The 23832-nt window shown below is 71.2% G+C and carries 19 protein-coding genes; 8 read left to right on the forward strand and 11 right to left on the reverse strand.

Annotated elements, in window-relative coordinates; translation table 11 throughout:
- Positions 1–160: 160 nt before the first annotated feature.
- From ACZ4FH_RS25250 to arc, 3 genes are all read right to left on the reverse strand, one after another.
- Positions 161–379 carry a ubiquitin-like protein Pup gene (locus ACZ4FH_RS25250; RefSeq protein WP_069173386.1) on the reverse strand — a complete coding sequence of 73 codons (219 nt, stop codon included), beginning with the start codon at positions 377–379 and terminating at the stop codon, positions 161–163.
- A gap of 120 nt (positions 380–499) precedes the next feature.
- A complete protein-coding gene (gene dop / locus ACZ4FH_RS25255) occupies positions 500–2011 on the reverse strand; it encodes a depupylase/deamidase Dop (RefSeq protein WP_467307589.1) in 1512 nt (503 codons plus the stop codon).
- A gap of 239 nt (positions 2012–2250) precedes the next feature.
- A complete protein-coding gene (gene arc, locus ACZ4FH_RS25260; protein WP_383645507.1) occupies positions 2251–4017 on the reverse strand; it encodes a proteasome ATPase in 1767 nt (588 codons plus the stop codon).
- Positions 4018–4258: 241 nt separating this feature from the next.
- Here arc and ACZ4FH_RS25265 point away from each other — a divergent pair, with 241 nt between their 5' ends.
- A complete protein-coding gene (locus tag ACZ4FH_RS25265) occupies positions 4259–4570 on the forward strand; it encodes a ferredoxin (protein ID WP_383645504.1) in 312 nt (103 codons plus the stop codon).
- Between the two features lie 34 nt (positions 4571–4604).
- Here the strand turns inward: ACZ4FH_RS25265 and ACZ4FH_RS25270 are convergent, their stop codons facing one another.
- From ACZ4FH_RS25270 to ACZ4FH_RS25280, 3 genes are all read right to left on the reverse strand, one after another.
- Positions 4605–5198: a hypothetical protein gene (locus ACZ4FH_RS25270; protein WP_385104214.1), complete on the reverse strand. Its 594-nt coding sequence runs from the start codon at positions 5196–5198 to the stop codon at positions 4605–4607.
- 250 nt (positions 5199–5448) lie between these two features.
- Complete coding sequence (locus tag ACZ4FH_RS25275) at positions 5449–6357, reverse strand: tRNA (adenine-N1)-methyltransferase (protein WP_467307593.1); 909 nt, start codon at positions 6355–6357, stop codon at positions 5449–5451.
- A 62-nt stretch (positions 6358–6419) separates the two neighbouring features.
- On the reverse strand, positions 6420–7670 hold the full coding sequence (locus tag ACZ4FH_RS25280; protein WP_467307595.1) for a site-2 protease family protein: 1251 nt from the start codon (positions 7668–7670) through the stop codon (positions 6420–6422).
- 172 nt (positions 7671–7842) lie between these two features.
- On the opposite strand from ACZ4FH_RS25280, the gene ACZ4FH_RS25285 reads away from it, so the two are divergent.
- Together ACZ4FH_RS25285 and ACZ4FH_RS25290 are read left to right on the forward strand one after the other, a co-directional pair.
- The gene (locus tag ACZ4FH_RS25285) at positions 7843–8688 is read left to right on the forward strand and encodes a RecB family exonuclease (RefSeq protein WP_467307812.1); all 846 of its coding nucleotides are present in this window, start codon (positions 7843–7845) and stop codon (positions 8686–8688) included.
- A gap of 9 nt (positions 8689–8697) precedes the next feature.
- A complete protein-coding gene (locus ACZ4FH_RS25290) occupies positions 8698–9369 on the forward strand; it encodes a response regulator (RefSeq protein WP_093541287.1) in 672 nt (223 codons plus the stop codon).
- Between the two features lie 43 nt (positions 9370–9412).
- Here ACZ4FH_RS25290 and ACZ4FH_RS25295 read toward each other — a convergent pair whose 3' ends face one another.
- The 3 genes from ACZ4FH_RS25295 to metH form a co-directional block, all read right to left on the reverse strand.
- Positions 9413–11008 (reverse strand): ABC transporter substrate-binding protein, encoded by a 1596-nt coding sequence (locus ACZ4FH_RS25295; protein WP_467307598.1) that lies wholly within the window; start codon positions 11006–11008, stop codon positions 9413–9415.
- A 73-nt stretch (positions 11009–11081) separates the two neighbouring features.
- A complete protein-coding gene (locus tag ACZ4FH_RS25300) occupies positions 11082–11783 on the reverse strand; it encodes an HAD family hydrolase (RefSeq protein WP_467307600.1) in 702 nt (233 codons plus the stop codon).
- A 118-nt stretch (positions 11784–11901) separates the two neighbouring features.
- On the reverse strand, positions 11902–15414 hold the full coding sequence (metH, locus tag ACZ4FH_RS25305; RefSeq protein WP_467307601.1) for a methionine synthase: 3513 nt from the start codon (positions 15412–15414) through the stop codon (positions 11902–11904).
- A gap of 233 nt (positions 15415–15647) precedes the next feature.
- Between metH and ACZ4FH_RS25310 the strand changes: the two genes are divergently transcribed.
- The 5 genes from ACZ4FH_RS25310 to ACZ4FH_RS25330 all read left to right on the forward strand — a co-directional run bounded on the left by ACZ4FH_RS25310 (position 15648) and on the right by ACZ4FH_RS25330 (position 21429).
- Entirely contained in the window at positions 15648–16412 is a 765-nt protein-coding gene (locus tag ACZ4FH_RS25310; RefSeq protein ID WP_467307813.1) for an IclR family transcriptional regulator, read from the forward strand.
- 226 nt (positions 16413–16638) lie between these two features.
- Complete coding sequence (locus tag ACZ4FH_RS25315; protein WP_383645484.1) at positions 16639–17430, forward strand: MIP/aquaporin family protein; 792 nt, start codon at positions 16639–16641, stop codon at positions 17428–17430.
- Positions 17431–17502: 72 nt separating this feature from the next.
- Positions 17503–19044 (forward strand): glycerol kinase GlpK, encoded by a 1542-nt coding sequence (glpK, locus tag ACZ4FH_RS25320; RefSeq protein WP_467307604.1) that lies wholly within the window; start codon positions 17503–17505, stop codon positions 19042–19044.
- A gap of 5 nt (positions 19045–19049) precedes the next feature.
- Complete coding sequence (locus ACZ4FH_RS25325; RefSeq protein WP_467307606.1) at positions 19050–20663, forward strand: glycerol-3-phosphate dehydrogenase/oxidase; 1614 nt, start codon at positions 19050–19052, stop codon at positions 20661–20663.
- Positions 20664–20757: 94 nt separating this feature from the next.
- Positions 20758–21429 (forward strand): FadR/GntR family transcriptional regulator, encoded by a 672-nt coding sequence (locus ACZ4FH_RS25330; protein WP_467307608.1) that lies wholly within the window; start codon positions 20758–20760, stop codon positions 21427–21429.
- A gap of 37 nt (positions 21430–21466) precedes the next feature.
- Here the strand turns inward: ACZ4FH_RS25330 and ACZ4FH_RS25335 are convergent, their stop codons facing one another.
- Positions 21467–22246 (reverse strand): SDR family NAD(P)-dependent oxidoreductase, encoded by a 780-nt coding sequence (locus tag ACZ4FH_RS25335; protein ID WP_467307609.1) that lies wholly within the window; start codon positions 22244–22246, stop codon positions 21467–21469.
- Positions 22243–23586 (reverse strand): enolase C-terminal domain-like protein, encoded by a 1344-nt coding sequence (locus ACZ4FH_RS25340; RefSeq protein ID WP_467307611.1) that lies wholly within the window; start codon positions 23584–23586, stop codon positions 22243–22245. The genes ACZ4FH_RS25335 and ACZ4FH_RS25340 overlap by 4 nt, the downstream gene beginning before the upstream one ends.
- Positions 23587–23832 lie beyond the last annotated feature (246 nt).

Genomic DNA, 23832 nt, shown 5'->3' on the forward strand with positions numbered 1-23832 from the left:
TTTGGGGCCACCCCCCCCCCCCCCCCCCCCCCCGGGGGGGGGGGGGGGGGCCCCGGCGGGGGGGGGGGGGGGCCCCCGGGGCCGGGGGGGGGGGCGGGGGGGGCCCCCCCCCCCCCCCCCCCCCCCACGACCGCCGACGGCCCGAGAGGGCCCCGTCCTGTTACTCGCCACCCTTTTGTACGAACGAGCGAACGAAATCCTCGGCGTTGGACTCGAGCACGTCGTCGATCTCGTCGAGGACGTCGTCCACGTCGTCGCTCAGCTTCTCCTGGCGCTCCTTGAGGTCCTCGGATGCCTGCGCGTCCTGCGCCTGCTCCTCGGTGCCCTCGGTGGAACGCGTCGCCTTCTGCTGTCCGCCGCCGGTGTCCTTGGTCGCCATGTAGCTCACCCCGCTCGGTTCGAAGCACTTGATCAGACCCTACCCAGAGGGTCCGACATTGGCCCGGTACTTGTCTCAACGTCCGGAGGTCATCGGAATGATTCCCAGCGGGCGGTCCTTTCAGCCGCCCGAGAGCACCTGGACCAGCTCCTCAGCGGTGCTGCAGCGGTCCAGGAGTGCCTTGACGTGCTCCCGGGTGCCCCGCAGCGGCTCCATCGTCGGAACCCGCTGGAGGGAGTCGTGGCCCGGCAGGTCGAAGATGACCGAGTCCCAGGAGGCCGCGGCCACGTCGTCGGCGTACTGCTCCAGACAGCGACCGCGGAAATACGCCCTGGTGTCGTCCGGAGGGGCCGTACGGGCCCTGTCGACCTCGGTCTCGTCCAGGAGCCGCTTCATCCGGCCACGGGCCACCAGACGGTTGTACAGGCCCTTCTCGGCCCGTACGTCGGCGTACTGGAGGTCCACCAGGTGCAGCCGCGCCGCGTCCCAGTCCAGGCTGTCGCGCCGGCGGTAGCCCTCCATCAGCTCCCGCTTGGCGATCCAGTCCAGCTCCCGGGAGAGGCTCATCGGATCGTTCTCCAGCCGGTTGAGGGTGTCCTCCCAGCGGGTCAGCACGTCCTTGGTCTGCTCGTCGGCGTCCGCGCCGTAGCGCTCCTCGACGTACTTGCGGGCCAGCTCGAAGTACTCCATCTGCAACTGCACCGCGGTCAGTGTCCGGCCGCTGCGCAGCGTGATCAGCTGCCGCAGTCCGGGGTCGTGCGAGACCTGGTGCAGGGTGCGGACCGGCTGGTCGACGGCCAGGTCGACGTTGATGAAGCCGTCCTCGATCATGGACAGGACCAGCGAGGTGGTGCCCAGCTTGAGGTAGGTGGAGATCTCCGAGAGGTTCGCGTCGCCGATGATGACGTGGAGCCTGCGGTACTTCTCGGCGTCGGAGTGCGGTTCGTCGCGGGTGTTGATGATGGGGCGCTTGAGGGTGGTCTCCAGGCCCACCTCGACCTCGAAGTAGTCGGCACGCTGGCTGATCTGGAAGCCGTGCTCGTGGCCGTCCTGGCCGATTCCGACCCGTCCGGCGCCGGTGACGACCTGCCGCGAGACGAAGAACGGCGTCAGATGGCGCACGATGTCGGAGAACGGCGTCTCCCGCTTCATCAGGTAGTTCTCGTGCGTGCCGTACGAGGCGCCCTTGTTGTCGGTGTTGTTCTTGTAGAGGAGGATCGGCTGGGCGCCCGGCAGCTGGGCCGCGCGCTCGGCGGCCTCCGCCATGATCCGCTCGCCGGCCTTGTCCCACAGGACCGCGTCCCGGGGGTTGGTGATCTCCGGCGAGCTGTACTCGGGGTGTGCGTGGTCGACGTAGAGCCGCGCCCCGTTGGTGAGGATGACATTGGCCAGGCCGATGTCCTCGTCCGTGAGCTGGCTCGAGTCGGCGGTCTCGCGGGCGAGGTCGAAGCCTCGCGCGTCGCGCAGCGGATTCTCCTCCTCGAAGTCCCAGCGAGCGCGCCGCGCCCGGTGCATCGCCGCCGCGTAGGCGTTGACGATCTGGGACGAGGTGAGCATGGCATTGGCGTTGGGATGACCGGGCACGGAGATCCCGTACTCCGTCTCGATGCCCATTACTCGCCGTACGGTCATGCGGCCCTCCTTGCCCGGCGGCGCTCCCCTTCCGGGGGCGACGCTCACGTACCGCTGCTTCTCCGGTGTGTGCGCGGTCCGTCCGTCCCCGCACTGCCCGACCGGGCGGTACGCCAGAGCCTAGAGCGCCTCTGTGCTGGTGGGGAGATCAATTACGTCATTCCTGCGGTGTCGCGGGAGCTGTCCGGAAAGCAACCGGCTGCGGACACCCTGCCGGGCATCCGCAGCCGGTCCGCCTTCTAGAGGTACTGCCCGGTGTTGGCCACCGTGTCGATGGAGCGGCCGGTGTCCGCGCCCTGCTTTCCGGTGACGAGCGTGCGGATGAAGACGATCCGCTCGCCCTTCTTGCCGGAGATCCGCGCCCAGTCGTCCGGGTTGGTCGTGTTGGGCAGGTCCTCGTTCTCCTTGAACTCGTCCACGCAGGCCTGGAGGAGGTGGGAGACGCGAAGGCCCTTCTGGCCCTCTTCGAGGAACGCCTTGATGGCCATCTTCTTGGCCCGGTCGACGATGTTCTGGATCATCGCGCCGGAGTTGAAGTCCTTGAAGTACAGGACCTCCTTGTCGCCGTTGGCGTACGTCACCTCGAGGAAGCGGTTCTCCTCGGACTCGGTGTACATGCGCTCCACGACCGACTGGATCATGGCGTGGGCGGCGGCCTCCTTCGAGCCGGTGTGCTCGGCGAGGTCGTCCGCGTGGAGCGGCAGCGAGGGGGTGAGGTACTTCGCGAAGATGTCCTTCGCCGCCTCGGCGTCCGGACGCTCGATCTTGATCTTCACATCGAGGCGGCCGGGGCGCAGGATCGCGGGGTCGATCATGTCCTCGCGGTTGGAGGCGCCGATGACGATGACGTTCTCCAGGCCCTCGACACCGTCGATCTCGGCGAGCAGCTGGGGGACGATGGTGTTCTCCACGTCCGAGCTGACACCGGAACCACGGGTGCGGAAGAGCGACTCCATCTCGTCGAAGAAGACGATGACGGGGGTGCCTTCGCTCGCCTTCTCACGGGCCCGCTGGAAGACCAGGCGGATGTGGCGCTCGGTCTCGCCGACGTACTTGTTGAGGAGCTCGGGGCCCTTGATGTTGAGGAAGTAGCTCTTCCCGGCCGGCTGGCCGGTGACCTCGGCGACCTTCTTGGCAAGGGAGTTGGCGACGGCCTTGGCGATGAGCGTCTTGCCGCAGCCGGGCGGGCCGTACAGCAGGATGCCCTTCGGGGGCCGCAGTTCGTGTTCCTTGAAGAGGTCCGGGTGGAGATAGGGCAGCTCGACCGCGTCCCGGATCAGTTCGATCTGGTCGCCGAGTCCGCCGATCTTGTCGTAGTCGATGTCCGGGACTTCTTCGAGGACGAGTTCCTCGACCTCGCTCTTGGGAACGACCTCGTAGACGTAGCCGGAGCGGGGTTCGAGCAGGAGGGCGTCGCCGGGACGGATGGTGATGTCCAGCAGGGGCTCGGCGAGCCGCACCACCCGTTCCTCGTCGGTGTGCCCGACCACCAGGGCCCGTTCGCCGTCCTCCAAGATCTCCTTGAGGGTGACGATGTCCCCGGCGCGCTCGAACTCCATGGCGTCGACCACGTTGAGCGCTTCGTTGAGCATGACTTCCTGGCCGCGCCGGAGCTCGTCCAGTTCGACGCTGGGGCTGACGTTCACCCGGAGCTTGCGGCCCCCGGTGAAGATGTCGCAGGTACCGTCCTCGTTCGCCTGCAGGAACACACCGAAACCGGCCGGCGGCTGTGCGAGCCGGTCGACCTCCTCCTTGAGGGCCACGATCTGGTCGCGGGCCTCGCGGAGCGTGTTGGCGAGCCGCTCGTTCTGCGCGGACACGCCTGCGAGGTTGGTCTGCAACTCGACGATCCGCTCTTCGAGAATCCTCGTATGACGCGGAGAGTCGGCGAGCTTACGTCGCAGGACGGCGATTTCCTGCTCAAGATAGGCGACCTGGCCGGCCGGGTCTTCGGACCCCCGTCCGGGCCGGATGCCGCGGTTGATGTCGTCGTCGTGGGCTGCCACGGTCCTCACCTCCTCCAAAGGGAGCTGGACGCTTCCTGACCCTACCTGGGTGGGTGATGATTGAAACCCCTAGATCACAAACACTGCGGTGTGTGTCCGATCTTCACCCTTGCGCTCTCCCTCGTCCCAGGGGAATACCCACCCTTCAACATCGGAAAGCCGCCGGTTGTATCGTCGAAGCGTTCAACACCCGTCAGGGCTGGCATTTTCTGGTTCGGATACGCAGGGAACGGCAGGAGAAATGACCGTGCAGCAGGACGCTCCCAACGGTGGCGAGACGCAGGATCTGGAGGTCTGGATCGACCAGGACCTGTGCACCGGGGACGGGATCTGCGTGCAGTACGCACCCGAGGTGTTCGAGCTGGACATCGACGGTCTCGCGTACGTGAAGAGCGCGGAGGACGAGTTGCTCCAGGACGCGGGGGCCACGACGCCGGTCCCGCTGCCGCTGCTCCAGGACGTCGTGGACTCCGCCAAGGAGTGTCCGGGCGACTGCATCCACGTACGTCGGGTTTCGGACAGGGTCGAGGTCTACGGCCCCGAGGCCGCCTGACGGCCGCCCCCGGGCGGGGCGGCGGGCGCGGGGGTCAGATACCGGTGTCCGCGGGATCGGTGGACTGGCTGCTGCGGACGAAGGCGCCGTTCTGCCACTGCCAGGTGACCTTCTCCTGCTCGTCGGGGCAGCAGGAGGGCACCTCGGGCGAGGAGTAGCCGAGCAGAGTGGCGGCGACGACGCCGTCGCGCACCGCGAAGTCGCCGACGCTCATCTTCTGTACGGGGTCCACCAGGGTCGCCACGATCCTCGGTGCGGCCCCGTTCCCCTTGCCCGGGGTGAGGACGTAGACACCGCTGGGCGGGGTGCCCGATCCGGCCGCGCAGTGGACCACCGCGACGGTCTCGGGGCGCTCGTCGCCGTCGAGGTCGCCGGGAACCTGCTTGGCGACCGTGTAGCCCGCCTGACCGCAGTCCAGGGGGAAGGCGGCGCGGGCCGGGTCGGGGGCGGCGGCCGGGGCGGCCGCGTGTGAGGCCGCGGTGCGGTGGGGTGTGGAGGCCGAGGCGCTGGAGTCCGGCTGGAGCAGGCCGGCGGCCGCGACGACGGCGGCCATGGCGGTCGCCGTGGCCACCCAGTGCAGCGGGGTGGTGTCGTTGTGCGCGAGGTCCGGGAGCGCGGAGGTCTGCACGCGGGATGTCTCCTGTGGTTCCTGTGGAGCCGAATACCGGAAGCGGCGGCTCTGTCGGCGGGACGTCGTCGGCCGGGTGGGGTGGCCAGCATCGTGCCACACCTCACACGGCAGCGGAACGGTGGGGTCGCTCCCGGGATCGTCCCTCCCGTGCGCGGGGTCGCGTACGGGCAACGAAGAGGCGCCGCCGCCGGGTTCCCGGGTCGGTCCGGAATCCCGGCGACGACGCCGGTACATGGGGGGGGCGGGCTCAGTCGCGGTCGGAGCCGCCGCGCCCGGCGCCCGGTCCCTCGTAGTCCTCGCCGTAGGCGCCCTTGGAGGGGCGGCGGCGGCGGGCGGGGGCGGTGACTCCGTCGGCCAGCCGGCGGGCGGTGACCAGGAAGCCGGTGTGCCCGATCATGCGGTGGTCCGGACGGACGGCCAGGCCCTCGACGTGCCAGTTGCGGATCATCGACTCCCAGGGCTGCGGTTCCGCGAAGCAGCCGATCTCGCGGATGGACTCCACGGTCCGGGAGAGCTGGGTCGTGGTGGCCACGTAGGCGCAGAGGATGCCGCCGGGGACCAGTGCCTTGGAGACGACGTCCAGGCACTCCCAGGGGGCGAGCATGTCCAGGACGACACGGTCGACGTCGGTCTCCGAGAGGTTGTCCTGGAGGTCGCCGACCGTGAGCTGCCAGGCGGGGTGGGGGCTGCCGAAGTAGCGCTCCACGTTCTGCCGGGCGATCTCGGCGAAGTCCTCGCGGCGCTCGTAGGAGTGCAGCATGCCCTGTTCACCGATGGCGCGGAGCAGGAAGGTGGACAGCGCCCCGGAGCCGACCCCGGCCTCCACGACGCGGGCGCCGGGGAAGATGTCGGCGAAGGCCAGGATCTGCCCCGCGTCCTTGGGGTAGACCACGGCGGCGCCGCGGGGCATGGACAGGACGTAGTCGGGGAGCAGGGGGCGCAGCGCGAGGTAGGCGACGTTTCCCGTGGTACGGACAACACTGCCCTCGGGGGCACCGATCAGCTCGTCGTGGGGGAAGGAACCCTTGTGGGTGTGGAAGTTCTTCCCGGCCTCGAGCGTGAAGGTGTGGTGGCGTCCCTTGGGATCGGTGAGCTGGACCTGGTCCCCGACCTTGAAGGGCCCGCGTCGGCGGGCGGCACCGGTCGGTTCAGACATGTGACCAGCGTACCGGTGTTTCCGGGGCCTCCGTCCGCCCGTCCGGCCCGTGGGAGCGGGGGTCAGGCGGCGGGGCGGGCCATGGCGGCGACGAAGGCGCGTTCGACGTCGGCGGTGGAGAGCACTCCGTAGATCTCGCCGGTCTCCTCGACGACCAGGTACTCGGTGGCGGGGCTGGCCTTGAGGCGGTCGAGCAGGGCCTCTCCGGCGAGTTCGGCGGAGACCCGCATGCCCTCGGTGAGGTCCTGGGCGAGGCCGCTGACGGCGACCCAGGGGCGGCGGTGCTCGGGGACGGCGACGATGGCGGACTCCCGGACGAGGGCCTGGGGCTCGCCGGTGGCGTCGACGACGACGAGGGCGCGGGCGCCGGCCTCGTTGGCCCGGCGCAGGGCCTCGGAGAGCGGGGTGGCGGCCTCGACCGGGACGGCCCGCCGGGTCAGGGTGCGGGCGCGCAGGTCGGGCAGGTGCTCGCGCAGCCGGGCCATGCGCAGGCTGTTGCCGGCGCCGGTCCAGATGATCGCGGCGAGGATCGCGGCGAGCAGGGCGTCGGTGACCGTGTCCATGCCGCTGATGTCGCGGTTGCCGTTGCCCAGGGTGTCGGTGCGGGTGAGCAGCGGCAGGCCGACCAGGGTGATGACGGCGAGGGCGCGGCCGACCCAGGCTGCGGCGACGGTGCCGCTCATGGGGCGGCCGGTGAGCTTCCAGACGACGGCGCGGAGCATGCGTCCGCCGTCCAGCGGGAGGCCGGGCAGCAGGTTGAACGCGGCGACGATGAGGTTGGAGATCATCAGCCCGCCGAGCAGGACGCCGGGCACGGTGCCGCCCTCGACGAACTTCATCGGGACGTAGAAGACCCCGGCGAGGACCAGGGAGAGCAGCGGGCCGACGAAGGCCAGGAGGAATTCGCGGCCGGGGGTCTCGGTCTCCTTCTCGATCTCGGAGACGCCGCCGAAGAACTGGAGCTGGATGCGGCGGACCGGGAGCTTGTAGCGCAGCGCGACGACCGTGTGGGCCAGCTCGTGGACGAGCACGGAGGCGTAGAAGGCGATCGCGAAGAAGAGGGCGACCAGATAGCGCGCGGCGCCGAGGTCGGGCAGGACCCGGTCGAGCTGGCCGCCGAAGACCCAGGTGATCAGGGCCGCGACGAGGAACCAGCTGGGCGCCACGTAGACGGGCACGCCGAAGGGACGGCCCATGAGGATGCCGCCCCCGGGCTCGTCGCGGTGTCCGGGTGCGCCCTTGCCGGGGCCGTCGCCGGGGCCCGTACCCCCTGCGCCGGGCCGCGGCCGCCCGCTGTCGCCGCTCTCGTCCACGAGGTCCCTTCGGTCGGTGCCGTTTCGGCACGATGATGCAGTGTTCGAGGGTCTGTGGTCGATGGTATGCCGATTGATGTCAGTGGCGGGCCGTAGGGTCGTCGTCATGACCTCAGTGCCGCGGCCCTCCCAGCCGCCCTCGTCCCTTTCGCCGTCGCGGGCGAGCGACTTCATGCAGTGCCCGCTGCTGTACCGCTTCCGGGTCATCGACCGGCTGCCCGAGAAGCCCAGTGAAGCGGCTACCCGGGGGACGCTGGTGCACGCGGTGCTGGAGCGGCTCTTCGACAATCCGGCCGCGGAGCGGACGCCCGGCCGGGCGACGTCGCTGGTCCCGGGCCAGTGGGACCGGCTGCTGGAGTCGCGGCCGGAGCTGGCGGAGCTGTTCGCGGAGGATGCCGGGGGCGAGCGGCTGGCCCGGTGGCTGTCGGAGGCGGAGCGGCTGGTGGAGCGCTGGTTCTCGCTGGAGGACCCGACGCGGCTGGAGCCCGCCGAGCGCGAGCTGTTCGTGGAGACGGAGCTGGAGTCGGGGCTGCGGCTGCGCGGGGTGATCGACCGGATCGACGTGGCGCCCACGGGCGAGGTCCGGATCGTGGACTACAAGACGGGGAAGGCGCCGCGTCCGGAGTACGCGGAGGGCGCGCTGTTCCAGATGAAGTTCTACGCGCTGGTGATCTGGCGGCTGAAGGGCGTGGTGCCGCGCCGGCTCCAGCTGGTCTACCTGGGCAGCGGGGACGTGATGACGTACGACCCGGTGATCGGGGACCTGGAGCGGGTGGAGCGCAAGCTGCTGGCGCTGTGGGACGCGATCGCGCTGGCCACCGAGACGGGCGAGTGGCGGCCGCGGCCGACGAAGCTGTGCGGCTGGTGCGACCACCAGGCGCTCTGTCCGGAATTCGGCGGGACTCCCCCGGTGTATCCGCTGTCGGTGCGCCCGGCCGAGGCGGCGCAGGATGTCCAGGGCAGAATGGACCCGGTCCGCACCGGGGCCGGACGGCCTGTGGCCCTTGAAGGGCAGTGAGGAGATCCCGTGGCGATCCGCGTCCTGCTGGTCGACGACCAGCCGCTGCTGCGCACCGGCTTCCGGATGATTCTGGAGGCGGAGGGCGATCTGGCGGTGGTGGGCGAGGCCGGTGACGGTCTCCAGGCACTCGACCAGGTGCGGGCGCTGCAGCCCGATGTGGTGCTGATGGACATCCGGATGCCGCGGATGGACGGGGTCGAGGCGACCCGGCAGATCACCGGGCCCGGCCGGGACGGACCGGCGAAGGTTCTGGTGCTGACCACCTTCGACCTCGACGAGTACGTGGTGGAGGCGCTGCGCGCCGGGGCCAGCGGCTTTCTGCTGAAGGACGCGCCGGCCAATGAGCTGGTGCAGGCGATCCGGGTGGTGGCGGCGGGCGAGGCGATGCTCGCGCCGAGCATCACGCGCCGGCTGCTCGACAAGTACGCGGATCATCTGCCGTCCGGCGAGGAGCCGGTTCCGGACACGCTGCACACGCTGACGGACCGCGAGGTGGAGGTCCTGAAGCTGGTGGCGCGCGGTCTGTCGAACGCGGAGATCGCCGCGGACCTCTTCGTCAGCGAGACGACGGTCAAGACGCATGTGGGCCATGTGCTGACGAAGCTGGGGCTGCGCGACCGGGTGCAGGCCGCGGTGTACGCGTACGAGAGCGGACTGGTGCGCCCCGGCGCCCAGTGATCCGGCGGGGTCCCGGGGCCGGGGCGGTGTCCGGGCCGGTGGGTCAGTCCCGGCCGATCTCCCAGAGCCGCAGGGCGGAGCCGGAGTCGACGCTCCGGGCGGCGCCGGTGACGCCGTCGCGGGCGGCGACGTACTGCTTGGCCTGCCAGAGGGGGAGGACGGGGACGTCCCGGGCGACGATGTCCTGGAGCCGGGTGAACATCGTGGTGGCGGCGGAGCGGTCGCTCTCGCGTCGCGACTGCGGGATGAGCTGCCGCTCGGCGGCCGCGGAGCGGTAGGGCGAGCCGAGGACGTTGTCCGGGCCGAGGAACGGGGCCGTGAAGTTGTCCGGGTCCGGGAAGTCGGGGGTGCGGCTCATGCCGTAGACGGCGTAGTCGCCGCGGAGCCGGGCGGCCCGGTAGGTGGCCCACGGGACGCCCCGGACGGTGACGTCGAAGAGTCCGCTGTCGTTGAGCTGCTGCCGCAGCATCCGGAATTCGGCGGCGGTGGCCGGGCCGTCGTGGTCGGTCGGGTAGTGCAGGGTGAGCCGGACCGGGGTCGGTATCTTCGCCTTCCTGAGCATCGCCGCCGCCTTGTCCGCGCTGGGTTCGCCGTAGACGTCGAAGAAGGCGCTGGTGTGTCCGGTGACGCCGGAGGGGATCAGCGAGTAGAGCGGTTCGGCGGTCGAGCCGTAGACCTGGCCGGTGATCCGGTCGCGGTCGACGATCTGGGCCATGGCCCGGCGGACGGCCTTGTTCCGGACGGCGGGGTCCTCGGTGTCGAAGCCGAGGTAGCCGATGGCGAGACCGGACATCTCGGTCAGTGCGACGCCGCCACCGGTCCGCTCGCGCAGCCGCTGGGCCTGCTGGGGCGAGAGCGTGCGGGTCATCAGGTCGACGCGTCCGGCGTCGAAGGCCCGGCCCAGGGCGGTGGTGTCGGGGTAGAGGGCGAGTTCGACGCCCTCGTTCCGTATCCGCAGGCTCCCCCGGTAGCGGGGGTTCGGGGTGAAGGCGATCTTCGTGACCCGGCCGTCGCGCACCTGGGGCTTCATGGTGTACGGCCCGGAGCCGTCCACCTGGAAGCCCTCGCGCGGGGCGTCCGCGGGGTAGCTGCCGCGCGGGACGATGCCCGCGGTGGGTGTGGCGAGCTTGTAGGGGAAGGTCGCGTCGGAGGTGCGCAGGTGGAAGACGACCTCGCGGTCGTTCACGGCCTCGACGGTGTCCAGGGTGTCGAGGAGCGCGGCGGGGCCGTGGGGGGTCCTGATCCGCAGCACGCGCCGGATGGAGTACGTGACGTCCTCGGCGGTCAGCCCGCCGCCGTCGGCGAAGGTGAGTCCGGGGCGCAGCGTGCACCGGTAGCTCTCGCTCCCGGTGTCGGTGAAGCCGCACTTCTCGGCGGCCTCGGGGACCGGCGCGCCACCGTCGTCGGGCAGGCGTACGAGGGTCTGGAGGGTCTGCCGGAGCACGGAGCGGGCACCCGAGCCGTCGGCCACGGCGGGGTCGAACGGGGCCGGGGCCTCCTGCGGGGCGACGAACCGGTCCGTGGTGCCGACGACGATGCTGCCGCCGTCCTCTCCCCCGCCGTCCGGCGCGCCGCAGGCGGCGAGCAGCGGCGCGAGCAGGCCGACGACGGCCGGCAGCACCAGAGTCTTGCGGTTCATGGTGGTCGTTCTCCCTCGTGCGGACCTGGGAGAACGACCTTAGTGGGCGGGGCGGGCGGCCCTGACCGACGGGTCAGGACGCCCCGGTGACCAGTCCTCGCAGGAAGGCGAGGTCGACCTCTTCGAGGGATCCGACGACGACCCGGCCGTCGGCGGGCGCGATCGGCGAGACGGAGGGGACGGCGACCACACGGCAGCCGGCGGCCTCGGCGGCGGCCACACCGGTCGCGGTGTCCTCGATGACGGCGCAGAGCCGGGGGTCGGCGCCGAAGCCGCGTGCGGCGGTGAGATAGGGCTCGGGGTGCGGCTTGGTGCGGGTGACCTCGTCGCCCGCGACGGTGAGCGCGAAGTGGTGGCGGCCCACGGAGTCCAGGACCCGGTCGATGATCCGGCGGTGCGAGGCGGAGACGAGGGCGGTGGGCACCTCGTGCGCCGCCAGCTCGTCGAGCAGGCGCTGCGCGCCCGGCATCAGCGGGACCCCGCGGGCGATGCGCTGCTCGAAGCGGTCGTTGAGCAGCACGGTGAGTTCGTCGAGGGTGACGTCGGCGCCGGTGACGTCCATCAGGTAGCCCGCGCTGCGGGTCATCGGGCCGCCGACCACCACGTCCCGCCACGCCTCGTCGAGACGGTGCCCCAGATCGGCGAAGACCTCCACCTCGGCGTCCCACCAGAAGCCCTCGGTGTCGACCAGGGTGCCGTCCATGTCGAGGAGGACGGCCTGCAGGCCCGCTTCCTCGGCCGTACGGGTCAGTGACACGGGGATCGTACTGGTCATCCGGCACACCTTTCATGAGGGACGAGAAGGCCGGCCGCCATTCCCGAAGGAGAGCGACCGGCCTGCACTGGACCGACCAGTGTACGGCTCGTCGTGCTACGGCGCGTGGAACGCGGCCTTACCGGGCGTTGAAGTACTTCGCCTCGGGGTGGTGGATGACGATCGCGTCCGTGGACTGCTCGGGGTGGAGCTGGAACTCCTCGGAGAGGTGGACCCCGATCCGCTCGGGCCGGAGCAGGCCGGCGATCTTCGCCCGGTCCTCCAGGTCGGGGCAGGCCCCGTAGCCGAGGGAGAAGCGCGCGCCCCGGTACTTGAGCGCGAACATGTCCTCGACGTCGGCGGGGTCCTCGCCCGCGAAGCCGAGCTCGGAGCGGACCCGGGCGTGCCAGTACTCGGCCAGGGCCTCCGCGAGCTGGACGGAGAGTCCGTGCAGCTCCAGGTAGTCGCGGTAGGAGTTGGCCTCGAAGAGCTTGGCGGTCTCCGCGCCGATCCTCGATCCGACGGTGACGACCTGGAGGCCGATCACATCGGTCTCGCCGGACTCCTCCGGGCGGAAGAAGTCCGCGAGGCAGAGCCGGCGGCCGCGGCGCTGGCGCGGGAAGGTGAAGCGGGTGCGCTCCGAGCCGTCCTCGTGCAGCAGGATCACGTCGTCGCCCTTGGAGACGCACGGGTAGTAGCCGTAGACGACGGCGGCTTCGAGCAGGTTCTCGGTGTGGAGCTTGTCGAGCCAGCCGCGCAGGTGCGGGCGGCCCTCGGTCTCGGCCAGCTCCTCGTACGTCGGTCCGTCGCCGGCCCTGGCCTGCTTGAGGCCCCACTGGCCCTTGAAGAGGGCGCCCTCGTCGAGCCAGGAGGCGTACTCCTTGAGCTGGATGCCCTTGACGACGCGGCTGCCCCAGAACGGCGGGGTGGGCACCGGGTTGTCGACGGTGACGTCGGAGCGCACGCCCTCCTCCGGCTCCTGGACCTCCAGCACGGCGGTGTCGCGCTTGGGCACGCGGCGCTGCTTCAGCTCGGGCAGGACGGCTCCGGGCACGCCGCGCTTGACGGCGATCAGGGCGTCCATCAGCCGCAGGCCCTCGAAGGCGTCACGGGCGTAGCGGACCTCGCCCTCGTAGATCTCGTGGAGGTCCTGCTCGACGTAGGCGCGGGTCAGGGCGGCGCCGCCGAGGATCACCGGGTAGTCGGCGGCCAGCTTGCGCTGGTTCAGCTCCTCCAGGTTCTCCTTCATGATCACGGTGGACTTGACCAGGAGGCCGGACATGCCGATGACGTCGGCCTTGTGCTCCTCGGCGGCGTCCAGGATCGCGGAGACGGGCTGCTTGATGCCGATGTTGACGACGTTGTAGCCGTTGTTGGACAGGATGATGTCGACGAGGTTCTTGCCGATGTCGTGGACGTCGCCGCGGACGGTGGCCAGGACGATGGTGCCCTTGCCCTGGGCGTCCGACTTCTCCATGTGCGGTTCCAGATGGGCCACCGCGGTCTTCATGACCTCGGCGGACTGGAGGACGAACGGCAGCTGCATCTGGCCGGAGCCGAACAGTTCGCCGACGACCTTCATGCCCTCCAGGAGGGTGTTGTTGACGATGTCGAGCGCGGGGGTGTCCTTCAGGGCCTCGTCGAGGTCGGCCTCCAGGCCGTTCTTCTCGCCGTCGATGATGCGGCGCTGGAGGCGCTCGTCCAGCGGAAGGGCGAGCAGTTCCTCGGCCTTGCCCTCCTTCATGGACTTCATGTTGACGCCCTCGAACAGCTCCATGAGCCGCTGGAGCGGGTCGTAGCCCTCGGCACGGCGGTCGTGGATCAGGTCGAGGGCGACCTTGACCTGCTCCTCCTCCAGGCGGGCGATGGGCAGGATCTTCGAGGCGTGGACGATCGCGGAGTCCAGGCCCGCCTTGACGCACTCGTCGAGGAAGACCGAGTTCAGCACGACCCGGGCGGCCGGGTTGAGGCCGAAGGAGATGTTGGAGAGGCCGAGCGTGGTCTGGACGGCGGGGTGGCGCTTCTTCAGCTCGCGGATGGCCTCGATGGTGGCGATGCCGTCCTTGCGGGACTCCTCCTGCCCGGTGCAGATGGTGAAGGTGAGGCAGTCGATGAGGATGTCCGACTCGTTGATGCCCCAGTTGCCGGTGAGGTCCGCGATCAGCCGCTCGGCGATGGCGACCTTGTGCTCGGCGGTGCGGGCCTGGCCCTGCTCGTCGATGGTCAGGGCGATGAGCGCGGCGCCGTGCTCGGCGGCCAGCGCGGTCACCTTCACGAAGCGGGAGTCGGGGCCGTCGCCGTCCTCGTAGTTCACGGAGTTCAGGACGGCGCGGCCGCCGAGCTTCTCCAGGCCGGCCCGGAGCACGGGCAGCTCGGTGGAGTCCAGCACGATCGGCAGGGTGGAGGCGGTGGCGAAACGGCCGGCCAGCTCCTCCATGTCCGCGACGCCGTCGCGGCCCACGTAGTCGACGCAGAGGTCGAGCATGTGCGCGCCCTCGCGGATCTGGTCGCGGGCCATCTCCACGCAGTCGTCCCAGCGCGCCGCCAGCATGGCCTCGCGGAACTTCTTGGAGCCGTTGGCGTTGGTCCGCTCGCCGATGGCGAGGTACGAGGTGTCCTGGCGGAAGGGCACCGTCTGGTAGAGCGAGGCGGCGCCGGGCTCGGGGCGCGGCTCGCGGACGGCCGGGGTCAGGCCCCGGACCCGCTCCACGACCTGGCGCAGGTGCTCGGGGGTCGTACCGCAGCAGCCGCCGACCAGGGAGAGGCCGTACTCGCGGACGAAGGTCTCCTGCGCGTCGGCCAGCTCCGCCGCGGAGAGCGGGTAGTGCGCGCCGTCCTTGCCGAGGACGGGCAGGCCGGCGTTGGGCATGCAGGAGAGCGGGATCGTCGAGTGGCGGGCGAGGTAGCGCAGGTGCTCGCTCATCTCGGCCGGGCCGGTGGCGCAGTTGAGGCCGATGAGGTCGATGCCGAGCGGTTCCAGGGCGGTGAGCGCGGCGCCGATCTCGGAGCCGAGCAGCATCGTGCCGGTGGTCTCGACGGTGACCGAGCAGATCACGGGCAGGTCGGCGCCGGTGGCCGCGAGGGCGCGCCGGGCGCCGATGACGGAGGCCTTGGTCTGGAGCAGGTCCTGGGTGGTCTCGATCAGCAGGGCGTCGGCGCCGCCGGCGATCAGGCCCTCGGCGTTCTTCTGGTAGGCGTCGCGGAGCCGGTCGTACGGGGCGTGGCCGAGCGTGGGGAGCTTGGTGCCGGGGCCCATCGAGCCGAGCACCCAGCGCTGCTGTCCGGTGGAGGCGGTGAAGGCGTCGGCGGTCTCGCGGGCGATGCGCGCGCCGGCCTCGGAGAGTTCGAGGACCCGGTCGGCGATGTCGTACTCGCCGAGGGCGGCCAGGTTGGCGCCGAAGGTGTTGGTCTCCACGCAGTCCACGCCGACCGCGAAGTACTCCTCGTGGACCGAGCGCACGATGTCGGGGCGGGTGACGTTCAGGATCTCGTTGCAGCCTTCGAGGTTCTCGAAGTCCTCCAGCGTGGGGTCCTGGGCCTGGAGCATGGTGCCCATCGCTCCGTCGGCCACCACCACACGGGTGGCGAGTGCCTCGCGCAGGGCTGCGGCTCGGTTCCGGCTCTCGGCGGAAGGGGTCGGCGACGGGGCCATGGATTTACTCCCAGGGGTGCGACGGCTGTCGGCTTTGCGCCCTCGGTGGAGAGCGCACCCGGCCAGGGTAGCCGGGTCCGGACCAGGGTCGTCACACCGTCCGGGGATCGGACGGCATCCTGTCAGGAAGCTTTCAGGCGTCGGGTGCCGAAGATTTCCGTCGCTGTCGAGCAGGGGTCGGCATCGACCGATAGTGTTCAGCATTGTCGAACAAGGTGGAGGAGTACGGCGCGATGGCCAAGAACATCCAGTCCCTGGAGCGGGCGGCCGCGATGCTGCGTCTGCTGGCGGGCGGCGAGCGGCGGCTGGGCCTCTCGGACATCGCCTCCTCCCTGGACCTGGCCAAGGGCACCGCGCACGGCATCCTGCGCACGCTCCAGCACGAGGGCTTCGTCGAGCAGGACGAGGCCTCGGGCCGCTACCAGCTGGGCGCCGAGCTGCTGCGCCTGGGCAACAGCTATCTGGACGTGCACGAGCTGCGCGCCCGCGCCCTGGTGTGGACCGACGACCTGGCGAGATCCAGCGGCGAGAGCGTCCATCTGGGCGTGCTGCACCAGCACGGCGTGCTGATCGTCCACCACGTCTTCCGGCCCGACGACAGCCGGCAGGTCCTTGAGGTGGGGGCCATGCAGCCGCTGCACTCCACGGCACTGGGCAAGGTGCTGGCCGCGTTCGACCCGGTGGCCCACACCGAGGCCGTGGAGGCGGAGCGGCAGTCCTTCACCCCCCGCACCGTCACCGACCCCGACGCCTTCGAGGCGACGCTCGACCTCACCCGCGCGCGGGGCTGGGCGGACGACGTGGAGGAGACCTGGGAGGGGGTGGCCGCGGTGGCCGCCCCCATCCACGACCGGCGGCGGATGCCCGTGGGCGCCGTCGCGGTGACCGGCGCGGTGGAGCGGGTCTGCGCGGGCGGTGAGCTGCGGCCGGAGCTGGTGGCGGCGGTCCGCGACTGCGCCCGCGCGGTCTCCCGGGACCTGGGGGCCCGCCGCTTCTGATCCCGCCGGGCCCCTTGACCGTCGAGTTTTGGGGCACAGAACCCTTGACGCCTCATTCGCCTGGACGAAACACTGCCGTTCACCGGTCGGCATTGTCGAACGACTAACGGAAAATAACGTTAGGGTGTGACGGTGCCCAGGGCCGGCAACGCCCTCCCACGAGGGCGCGGACCACCGGAGGGACCCGTGGTTCGGCTTCCCTGGACGAAGGACAAAGGAGTCGCGGGTGTCCAGCTCCGACATCTTCATCGGCGAGACCATCGGTACCGCCGTGCTCATCCTGCTCGGCGGTGGTGTGTGCGCCGCCGTCACGCTCAAGCACTCGAAGGCGCGGGACGCCGGCTGGCTCGCCATCACCTTCGGGTGGGGCTTCGCGGTGCTGACCGGCGCCTATCTGGCGGGCGGGGTCTCCGGCGCGCATCTCAACCCGGCGGTCACCATCGGCCTGGCGATCGAGGGCGGCACCGAGTGGAGCGACGTTCCGCTCTATCTCGCCTCGGAGCTGCTGGGCGCGATGATCGGCGCCGTACTGGTCTGGCTGACGTACTACGGGCAGTTCCGGGCGCACCTCACGGATCCGGAGATCCTCGGCACCCATGCGGGTGAGGAGGGCATGGTCGACCAGTCGGCCGCCCCCGCCGCGGGTCCGGTGCTCGGGATCTTCTCGACGGGCCCGGAGATCCGCAACGCCGTGCAGAACGTCCTCACCGAGGTCATCGCCACGCTCGTGCTGGTCCTGGCGATCCTGACCCAGGGGCTCAACGCGGACGGCGACGGCCTCGGCACCCTCGGCGCGCTGATCACCTCCCTGGTGGTCGTCGGCATCGGCCTCTCGCTCGGCGGCCCGACCGGCTACGCGATCAACCCGGTTCGCGACCTCGGTCCGCGTATCGTGCACGCGCTGCTTCCGCTGCCGAACAAGGGCGGATCCGACTGGGGTTACGCCTGGGTCCCCGTCGTCGGCCCCCTGATCGGCGGCGCGCTGGCGGGCGGGCTCTACAACGTCGCGTTCGCCTGAGCGGCGGAGCACGACCGCACGTCCCGACCCCGTCGCAACCCCACGACCACACAGACCTTCCGGGAGCACACCGTGACCGACGCACACACCACCGGCAGCCACGGCGCCGGGCCGTTCATCGCGGCCATCGACCAGGGCACCACCTCCAGCCGCTGCATCGTCTTCGACAAGGACGGCCGGATCGTCTCCGTCGACCAGAAGGAGCACGAGCAGATCTTCCCGAAGCCCGGATGGGTGGAGCACGACGCGGCGGAGATCTGGGAGAACGTCCAGGAGGTCGTCGCCGGTGCCGTCGTCAAGGCCGGCATCACGGCCGCCGACGTGAAGGCGATCGGCATCACCAACCAGCGCGAGACCACCCTGCTCTGGGACCGGCACACCGGTGAGCCCGTCCACAACGCCCTCGTCTGGCAGGACACCCGTACCGACGCGCTCTGCAAGGAGCTGGGCCGCAACGTCGGCCAGGACCGCTTCCGCCGCGAGACCGGGCTGCCGCTCGCCTCGTACTTCGCCGGGCCCAAGGTCCGCTGGCTGCTCGACAACGTCGAGGGGCTGCGCGAGCGCGCCGAGCGCGGCGACATCCTCTTCGGCACGATGGACTCCTGGGTCATCTGGAACCTGACCGGCGGCACCGACGGCGGTGTCCACGTCACCGACGTCACCAACGCCTCCCGCACCCTCCTGATGAACCTGCACTCGCTGAGCTGGGACCCCAAGATCCTCAGCTCCATGGACATCCCGGCCGAGGTGCTGCCGGAGATCCGCTCCTCGGCCGAGATCTACGGCACCACCAGGGGCGGCGTGCTCGACGGGGTGCCGGTCGCCTCCGCGCTCGGGGACCAGCAGGCCGCGCTGTTCGGCCAGACCTGCTTCTCCGAGGGCGAGGCCAAGTCCACGTACGGCACCGGCACCTTCATGCTGCTGAACACCGGCGAGACGCCCGTCAACTCCTACAACGGGCTGCTGACCACGGTCGGCTACCGGATCGGCGACCAGAAGCCGGTCTACGCCCTGGAGGGCTCCATCGCGGTCACCGGTTCGCTGGTGCAGTGGATGCGCGACCAGATGGGCCTGATCCAGTCCGCCGCCGAGATCGAGACCCTGGCCCTGTCGGTCGAGGACAACGGCGGCGCCTACTTCGTCCCGGCCTTCTCCGGGCTGTTCGCCCCGTACTGGCGCCCCGACGCCCGCGGTGTCATCGCCGGCCTCACCCGTTACGTCACCAAGGCGCACATCGCCCGTGCCGTGCTGGAGGCCACCGCCTGGCAGACCCGCGAGATCAGCGACGCCATGACCAAGGACTCCGGCGTCGAGCTGACCGCGCTCAAGGTCGACGGCGGGATGACCTCCAACAACCTGCTGATGCAGACGCTCGCCGACGTCCTGGACGCACCCGTGGTGCGGCCCATGGTCGCGGAGACCACCTGCCTCGGCGCCGCCTACGCCGCCGGCCTGGCCGTCGGCTTCTGGCCCGACACCGACGCCCTGCGCGCCAACTGGCGCCGGGCCGCCGAGTGGACCCCCCGCATGGACGCGGACACCCGCGCCCGCGAGTACAAGAGCTGGCTCAAGGCCGTGGAACGCACCAAGGGCTGGCTCGACGACGAGGAGTGACCGACATGACCACCCTGCAGAGCGTCCCCGCACTCGGGACGCACCCGGCCTCCGGCTCCCTTCCGAGCCGTGCCGAGACCCGGGAGCAGCTCTCCAAGGCGACGTACGACCTCCTGGTGATCGGCGGCGGCATCCTGGGCATCTCCACCGCCTGGCACGCCGCGCAGTCCGGACTGCGGGTGGCCCTGGTGGACGCCGGCGACTTCGCCGGCGCCACCTCGTCCGCCTCCTCCAAGCTGCTCCACGGCGGTCTGCGCTATCTGCAGACCGGCGCGGTGAAGCTGGTGGCGGAGAACCACTTCGAGCGCCGTGCGGTCTCCCGCCAGGTCGCCCCGCACCTGGCCAATCCGCTCACCTTCTACCTGCCGGTGTACAAGGGCGGGCCGCACGGCGCGGCGAAGCTCGGCGCGGGCGTCTTCGCGTACTCGGCGCTCTCCGCGTTCGGCGACGGCGTCGGCCATGTGATCAGCCCGGCGCGGGCGGTGCGCGACGTGCCGGAGCTGCGGACGGAGAACCTGCGGGCCGTCGCGGTCTACGGCGACGACCAGATGAACGACGCGCGGATGGCGCTGATGACGGTGCGCGCGGCCGTCGACGCGGGGGCGGCCGTCCTCAACCACGCGGCGGTCACCGGGCTGCGGTTCACCCGGGGCCGGGTGACGGGCGCGGAGCTGCGCGACCGGCTGGACGGCAGCGAGTTCGGGGTGGACGCCCGGCTGGTGCTGAACGCGACCGGGCCGTGGGTGGACCACCTGCGGCGGATGGAGGACCCGGGGGCGGCGCCCTCGATACGCCTGTCCAAGGGCGCGCACCTGGTGCTGAGGCGGACCCGTCCGTGGCGGGCCGCGCTGGCCACGCCCATCGACAAGTACCGCATCACCTTCGCCCTGCCGTGGGAGGACATGCTGCTGCTCGGCACGACGGACGAGGTGTACGAGGGCGATCCGGCGGATGTGGCGGTGACCCCGCAGGACACCGCGCAGATCCTGGACGAGGCGGCGTTCTCGGTCCGCGACCAGCAACTGTCGCCCGAGCTGATCACGTACTCCTTCGCCGGACTGCGGGTGCTGCCGGGCGGGCCCGGGGACACCTCCCGGGCCAGGCGCGAGACGGTGGTGACCGAGGGCCGGGGCGGGATGCTGTCGGTGGCCGGCGGGAAGTGGACGACCTTCCGCCACATCGGCCGTACGGTGATGAACAAGCTGGCCGTCCTGCCGGGCCACCCGCTCGGGGAGGGGCTGGAGCCGGTCTCCCGGCTGCCGCGCAAGCTCCCGCTGCCCGGCATCGCCAATCCGAACGCGGTCGCCCACCGGCTGCTGACCGACGGCGCTGCCCCCGGCGCGGGGATGGCCGTGGACACGGCGCGGCATCTGGCCACGCACTACGGTTCGCTCGCCTTCGACATCGCCCGGCTGGCCAACGAGAACCCGGCGCTCGGCGAGCGGATCCATCCGGACGCCCCGGAGATCTGGGCGCAGGTCGTCTACGCGCGGGACCGCGAATGGGCCGAGACCGCCGACGACGTGCTGCGGCGCCGGACGACGCTGACGATCCGGGGGCTGGCGGGCGAGGCGCTCGGGGCCAGGGTGGAGGCGCTGCTCGCCGAGGGACGGGGCTGAGGGGCCGGCGGCCTCCCGGACGGTCCGAACCGTACGCCCGTCCCCGTGCGGGGACGCATAATGGGGCGATACATCGGATGTCTGGAGGTCGCCCATGGCTGTCACCGACGAGGCCATCGAGAAGATCAAGGAAATGATCGTCTCGGGAGCGCTACGGCCGGGCGATCGCCTTCCCAAGGAGAGCGAACTCGCCGCGGAGCTGGGCCTGTCCCGCAACTCGCTGCGGGAGGCGGTGCGCGCGCTGTCGCTGATCCGCATCCTCGACGTGCGCCAGGGCGACGGCACGTACGTCACGAGCCTCGATCCCCAGCTGCTGCTGGAGGCGCTGAGCTTCGTGGTGGACTTCCACCGCGACGACACGGTGCTGGAGTTCCTGGCGGTCCGCCGGATCCTGGAACCGGCCGCGACCGCGATGGCGGCGCTCCGGATCGAGGAGGAGCGGATCGACGCGCTCGCCGCGCAGCTGGACGCGCTGGGCGCCCACCCCTCGGTGGAGGAACTGGTCGCCGCCGACCTGGAGTTCCACCGGAGCATCGTGGGCGCGTCCGGCAACGCGGTGCTCTGCTCGCTGCTCGACGGCCTGTCGGGGCCGACGACGCGGGCCCGGGTCTGGCGCGGTCTGACCCAGGTGGACGCGGTGAGCCGCACCCTGCACGAGCACCGGGCGATCCTCGCGGCGCTCCGGGACCGTGACGCGGAGGCGGCGAGGTCGTGGGCGACGGTCCATGTGGCGAGCGTGGAGCAGTGGCTGCGCTCGACGCTGTAGCGCGCGGCCGGGGTGTCCCGGCCGCGCGCGTCCGCGGTCAGCTCCCGGCGGGGCGCAGGCGCAGCCCCTGCATGCCGCCGTCGACGGCCAGGGCGGTTCCGGTCACGGAGGCCGCGGCGGGGCTCGCGAGGTAGACGACGGCGGCGGCCACCTCGTCGGCGGAGACCAGCCGGCCCAGCGGCTGGCGGGCGTCGAGGGCCGCGCGCTCGGCCTCCGGGTCGTCGGCCTGCCCGAGGAGGCGGCCGATCCACGGGGTGTCGGCGGTGCCGGGGTTGACGCAGTTGACCCGGATCCCCTCGCGGACGTGGTCGGCGGCCATGGCGAGGGTGAGCGAGAGGACGGCGCCCTTGCTGGCGCTGTAGAGGGCGCGCTGGGGCAGTCCGGCCGTCGCGGCGATCGAGCAGGTGTGGGTGACGGAGGCGGCGCCGGGGCGGTCGGCGGCGGCGCGCCGCAGATGGGGCAGGGCGTGCCGGGCGGTGCGGACCATGCCGAGGACGTTGATGTCCAGGACCCGGGCCCATTCGGCGTCGTCGTTGTCCTCGACGGTGCCGATGGCGCCGATGCCGGCGTTGGAGACGAGCGTGTGCAGGGAGCCGAGTTCGGCGGCGGCCCGGTCGACGGCCTCGCGCACGGCGGTGTCGTCGGTGACGTCGGCGGTGACGGCGAGGGTGCCCTCGGGGGCCCGTGAGGTGTCCCGGTCCAGTACGGCGACACGGGCCCCGCGCTCCAGGAGCAGGGTCGCGACCGCGGCACCGATCCCGGAGGCGCCGCCCGTCACCAGGGCGTTCATTCCGTCGAAGTCGTGTGCGCCGTTCATCGGGCGTCCTCCTTGTCGGTGCGGCGGGCCTGCCAGACGGCGCCCTCCGGGAAGCGGTGTGCGGTGATCGACTCGGGGTGCATCCGGGCGGAGAAGCCCGGGGCGGCCGGGGCGGTGTAGCGCCCGGACGTGATGACCGTCGGGTCGACGAAGTGTTCGTGGAGATGGTCGACGTACTCGATGACCCGGTCCTCCCAGCTGCCGGAGACCGCGACGTAGTCGAACATCGAGAGGTGCTGGACCAGTTCGCACAGGCCGACGCCCCCGGCGTGCGGGCAGACCGGTACGCCGAACTTCGCGGCGAGCAGCAGGATCGCCAGGTTCTCGTTGACCCCGGCGACCCGGGCGGCGTCGATCTGGACGAAGTCGACGGCTCCGGCCTGGAGCAGCTGCTTGAACACGACGCGGTTGGCGACGTGCTCGCCGGTGGCGACCTTGACCGGCTGGCCGGCCCGCACGGCCGCGTGGCCGAGGATGTCGTCGGGGCTGGTCGGCTCCTCGATCCAGTGCGGGTCGTACGGGGCGAGCGCGGTCATCCACTCCACCGCGCCGGCCACGTCCCAGCGCTGGTTGGCGTCGACGGCGATCCGCACGCCGGGGCCGACGGCCTCGCGGGCGAGCGCCATTCTGCGGACGTCGTCGCCGAGGTCGCCGCCGACCTTCAGCTTGATCTGGGTGAAGCCGTCGGCGACGGCCTCCTCGGCCAGCCGGACGAGCTTGTCGTCGGAGTAGCCGAGCCAGCCGGGCGAGGTGGTGTAGGCGGGGTAGCCCTCGGCGCGGAGCCGTGCGGCGCGCTCGGCGCGGCCGGGTTCGGCGGCGCGCAGGATCTCCAGCGCCTCCTCGGGGGTGAGGGCGTCGGTGAGGTAGCGGAAGTCGACGAGGGAGACCAGTTCCTCCGGGGTCATCGCGGCCAGGAACTCCCAGACGGGCAGGCCCGCGTGCTTGGCCGCCAGGTCCCAGGCCGCGTTGACGACCGCGCCGGCCGCCATGTGCATCACGCCCTTCTCCGGTCCCAGCCAGCGCAGTTGGGAGTCATGGGTGAGGTCGCGGTGGAGTGCCCCGAGGTCGGCGGCGGTCCGCGGCACCGGGCGGCCGGTCACATGGGGGCGCAGCGCCTCGATGGCGGCGGCCATGACGTCGTTGCCGCGCCCGATGGTGAAGCAGAAGCCGTGCCCCTCGACGGGCTCGCTCCCGTCGTCGGGTGCGGCGGCGTCGGTGCGCAGCACCACGTAGGCGGCCGAGTAGTCGGGGTCGGGGTTCATGGCGTCCGAGCCGTCCAGCTGTTCCGAGGTCGGGAAACGGATGTCGTGGACCTCGATGTCCGTGACGGTCTGACTCATGTGCGCCCCCAGGGGTAATAACATCGGACCTCTACTCTGGTCATCCGATGTATAACCCAGAAAAAGCGTGATCGTCCAGAGCCGAACGCGAGAATCCCCCACACAGCTCGGATGTCTTCGGGGCTGATACCCAGATGCCACCGGTCTACGGGCGGGCCGCCCCGGAGTTCACCCGGCCGTGCGCGAGGGCTGCGGCAGCAGTGGCCGGAAGCCGTAAGGTTGTTCCGTACGCAAGGGAACTTCGGA

The sequence above is a fragment of the Streptomyces sp. NPDC024555 genome (assembly GCF_055559335.1).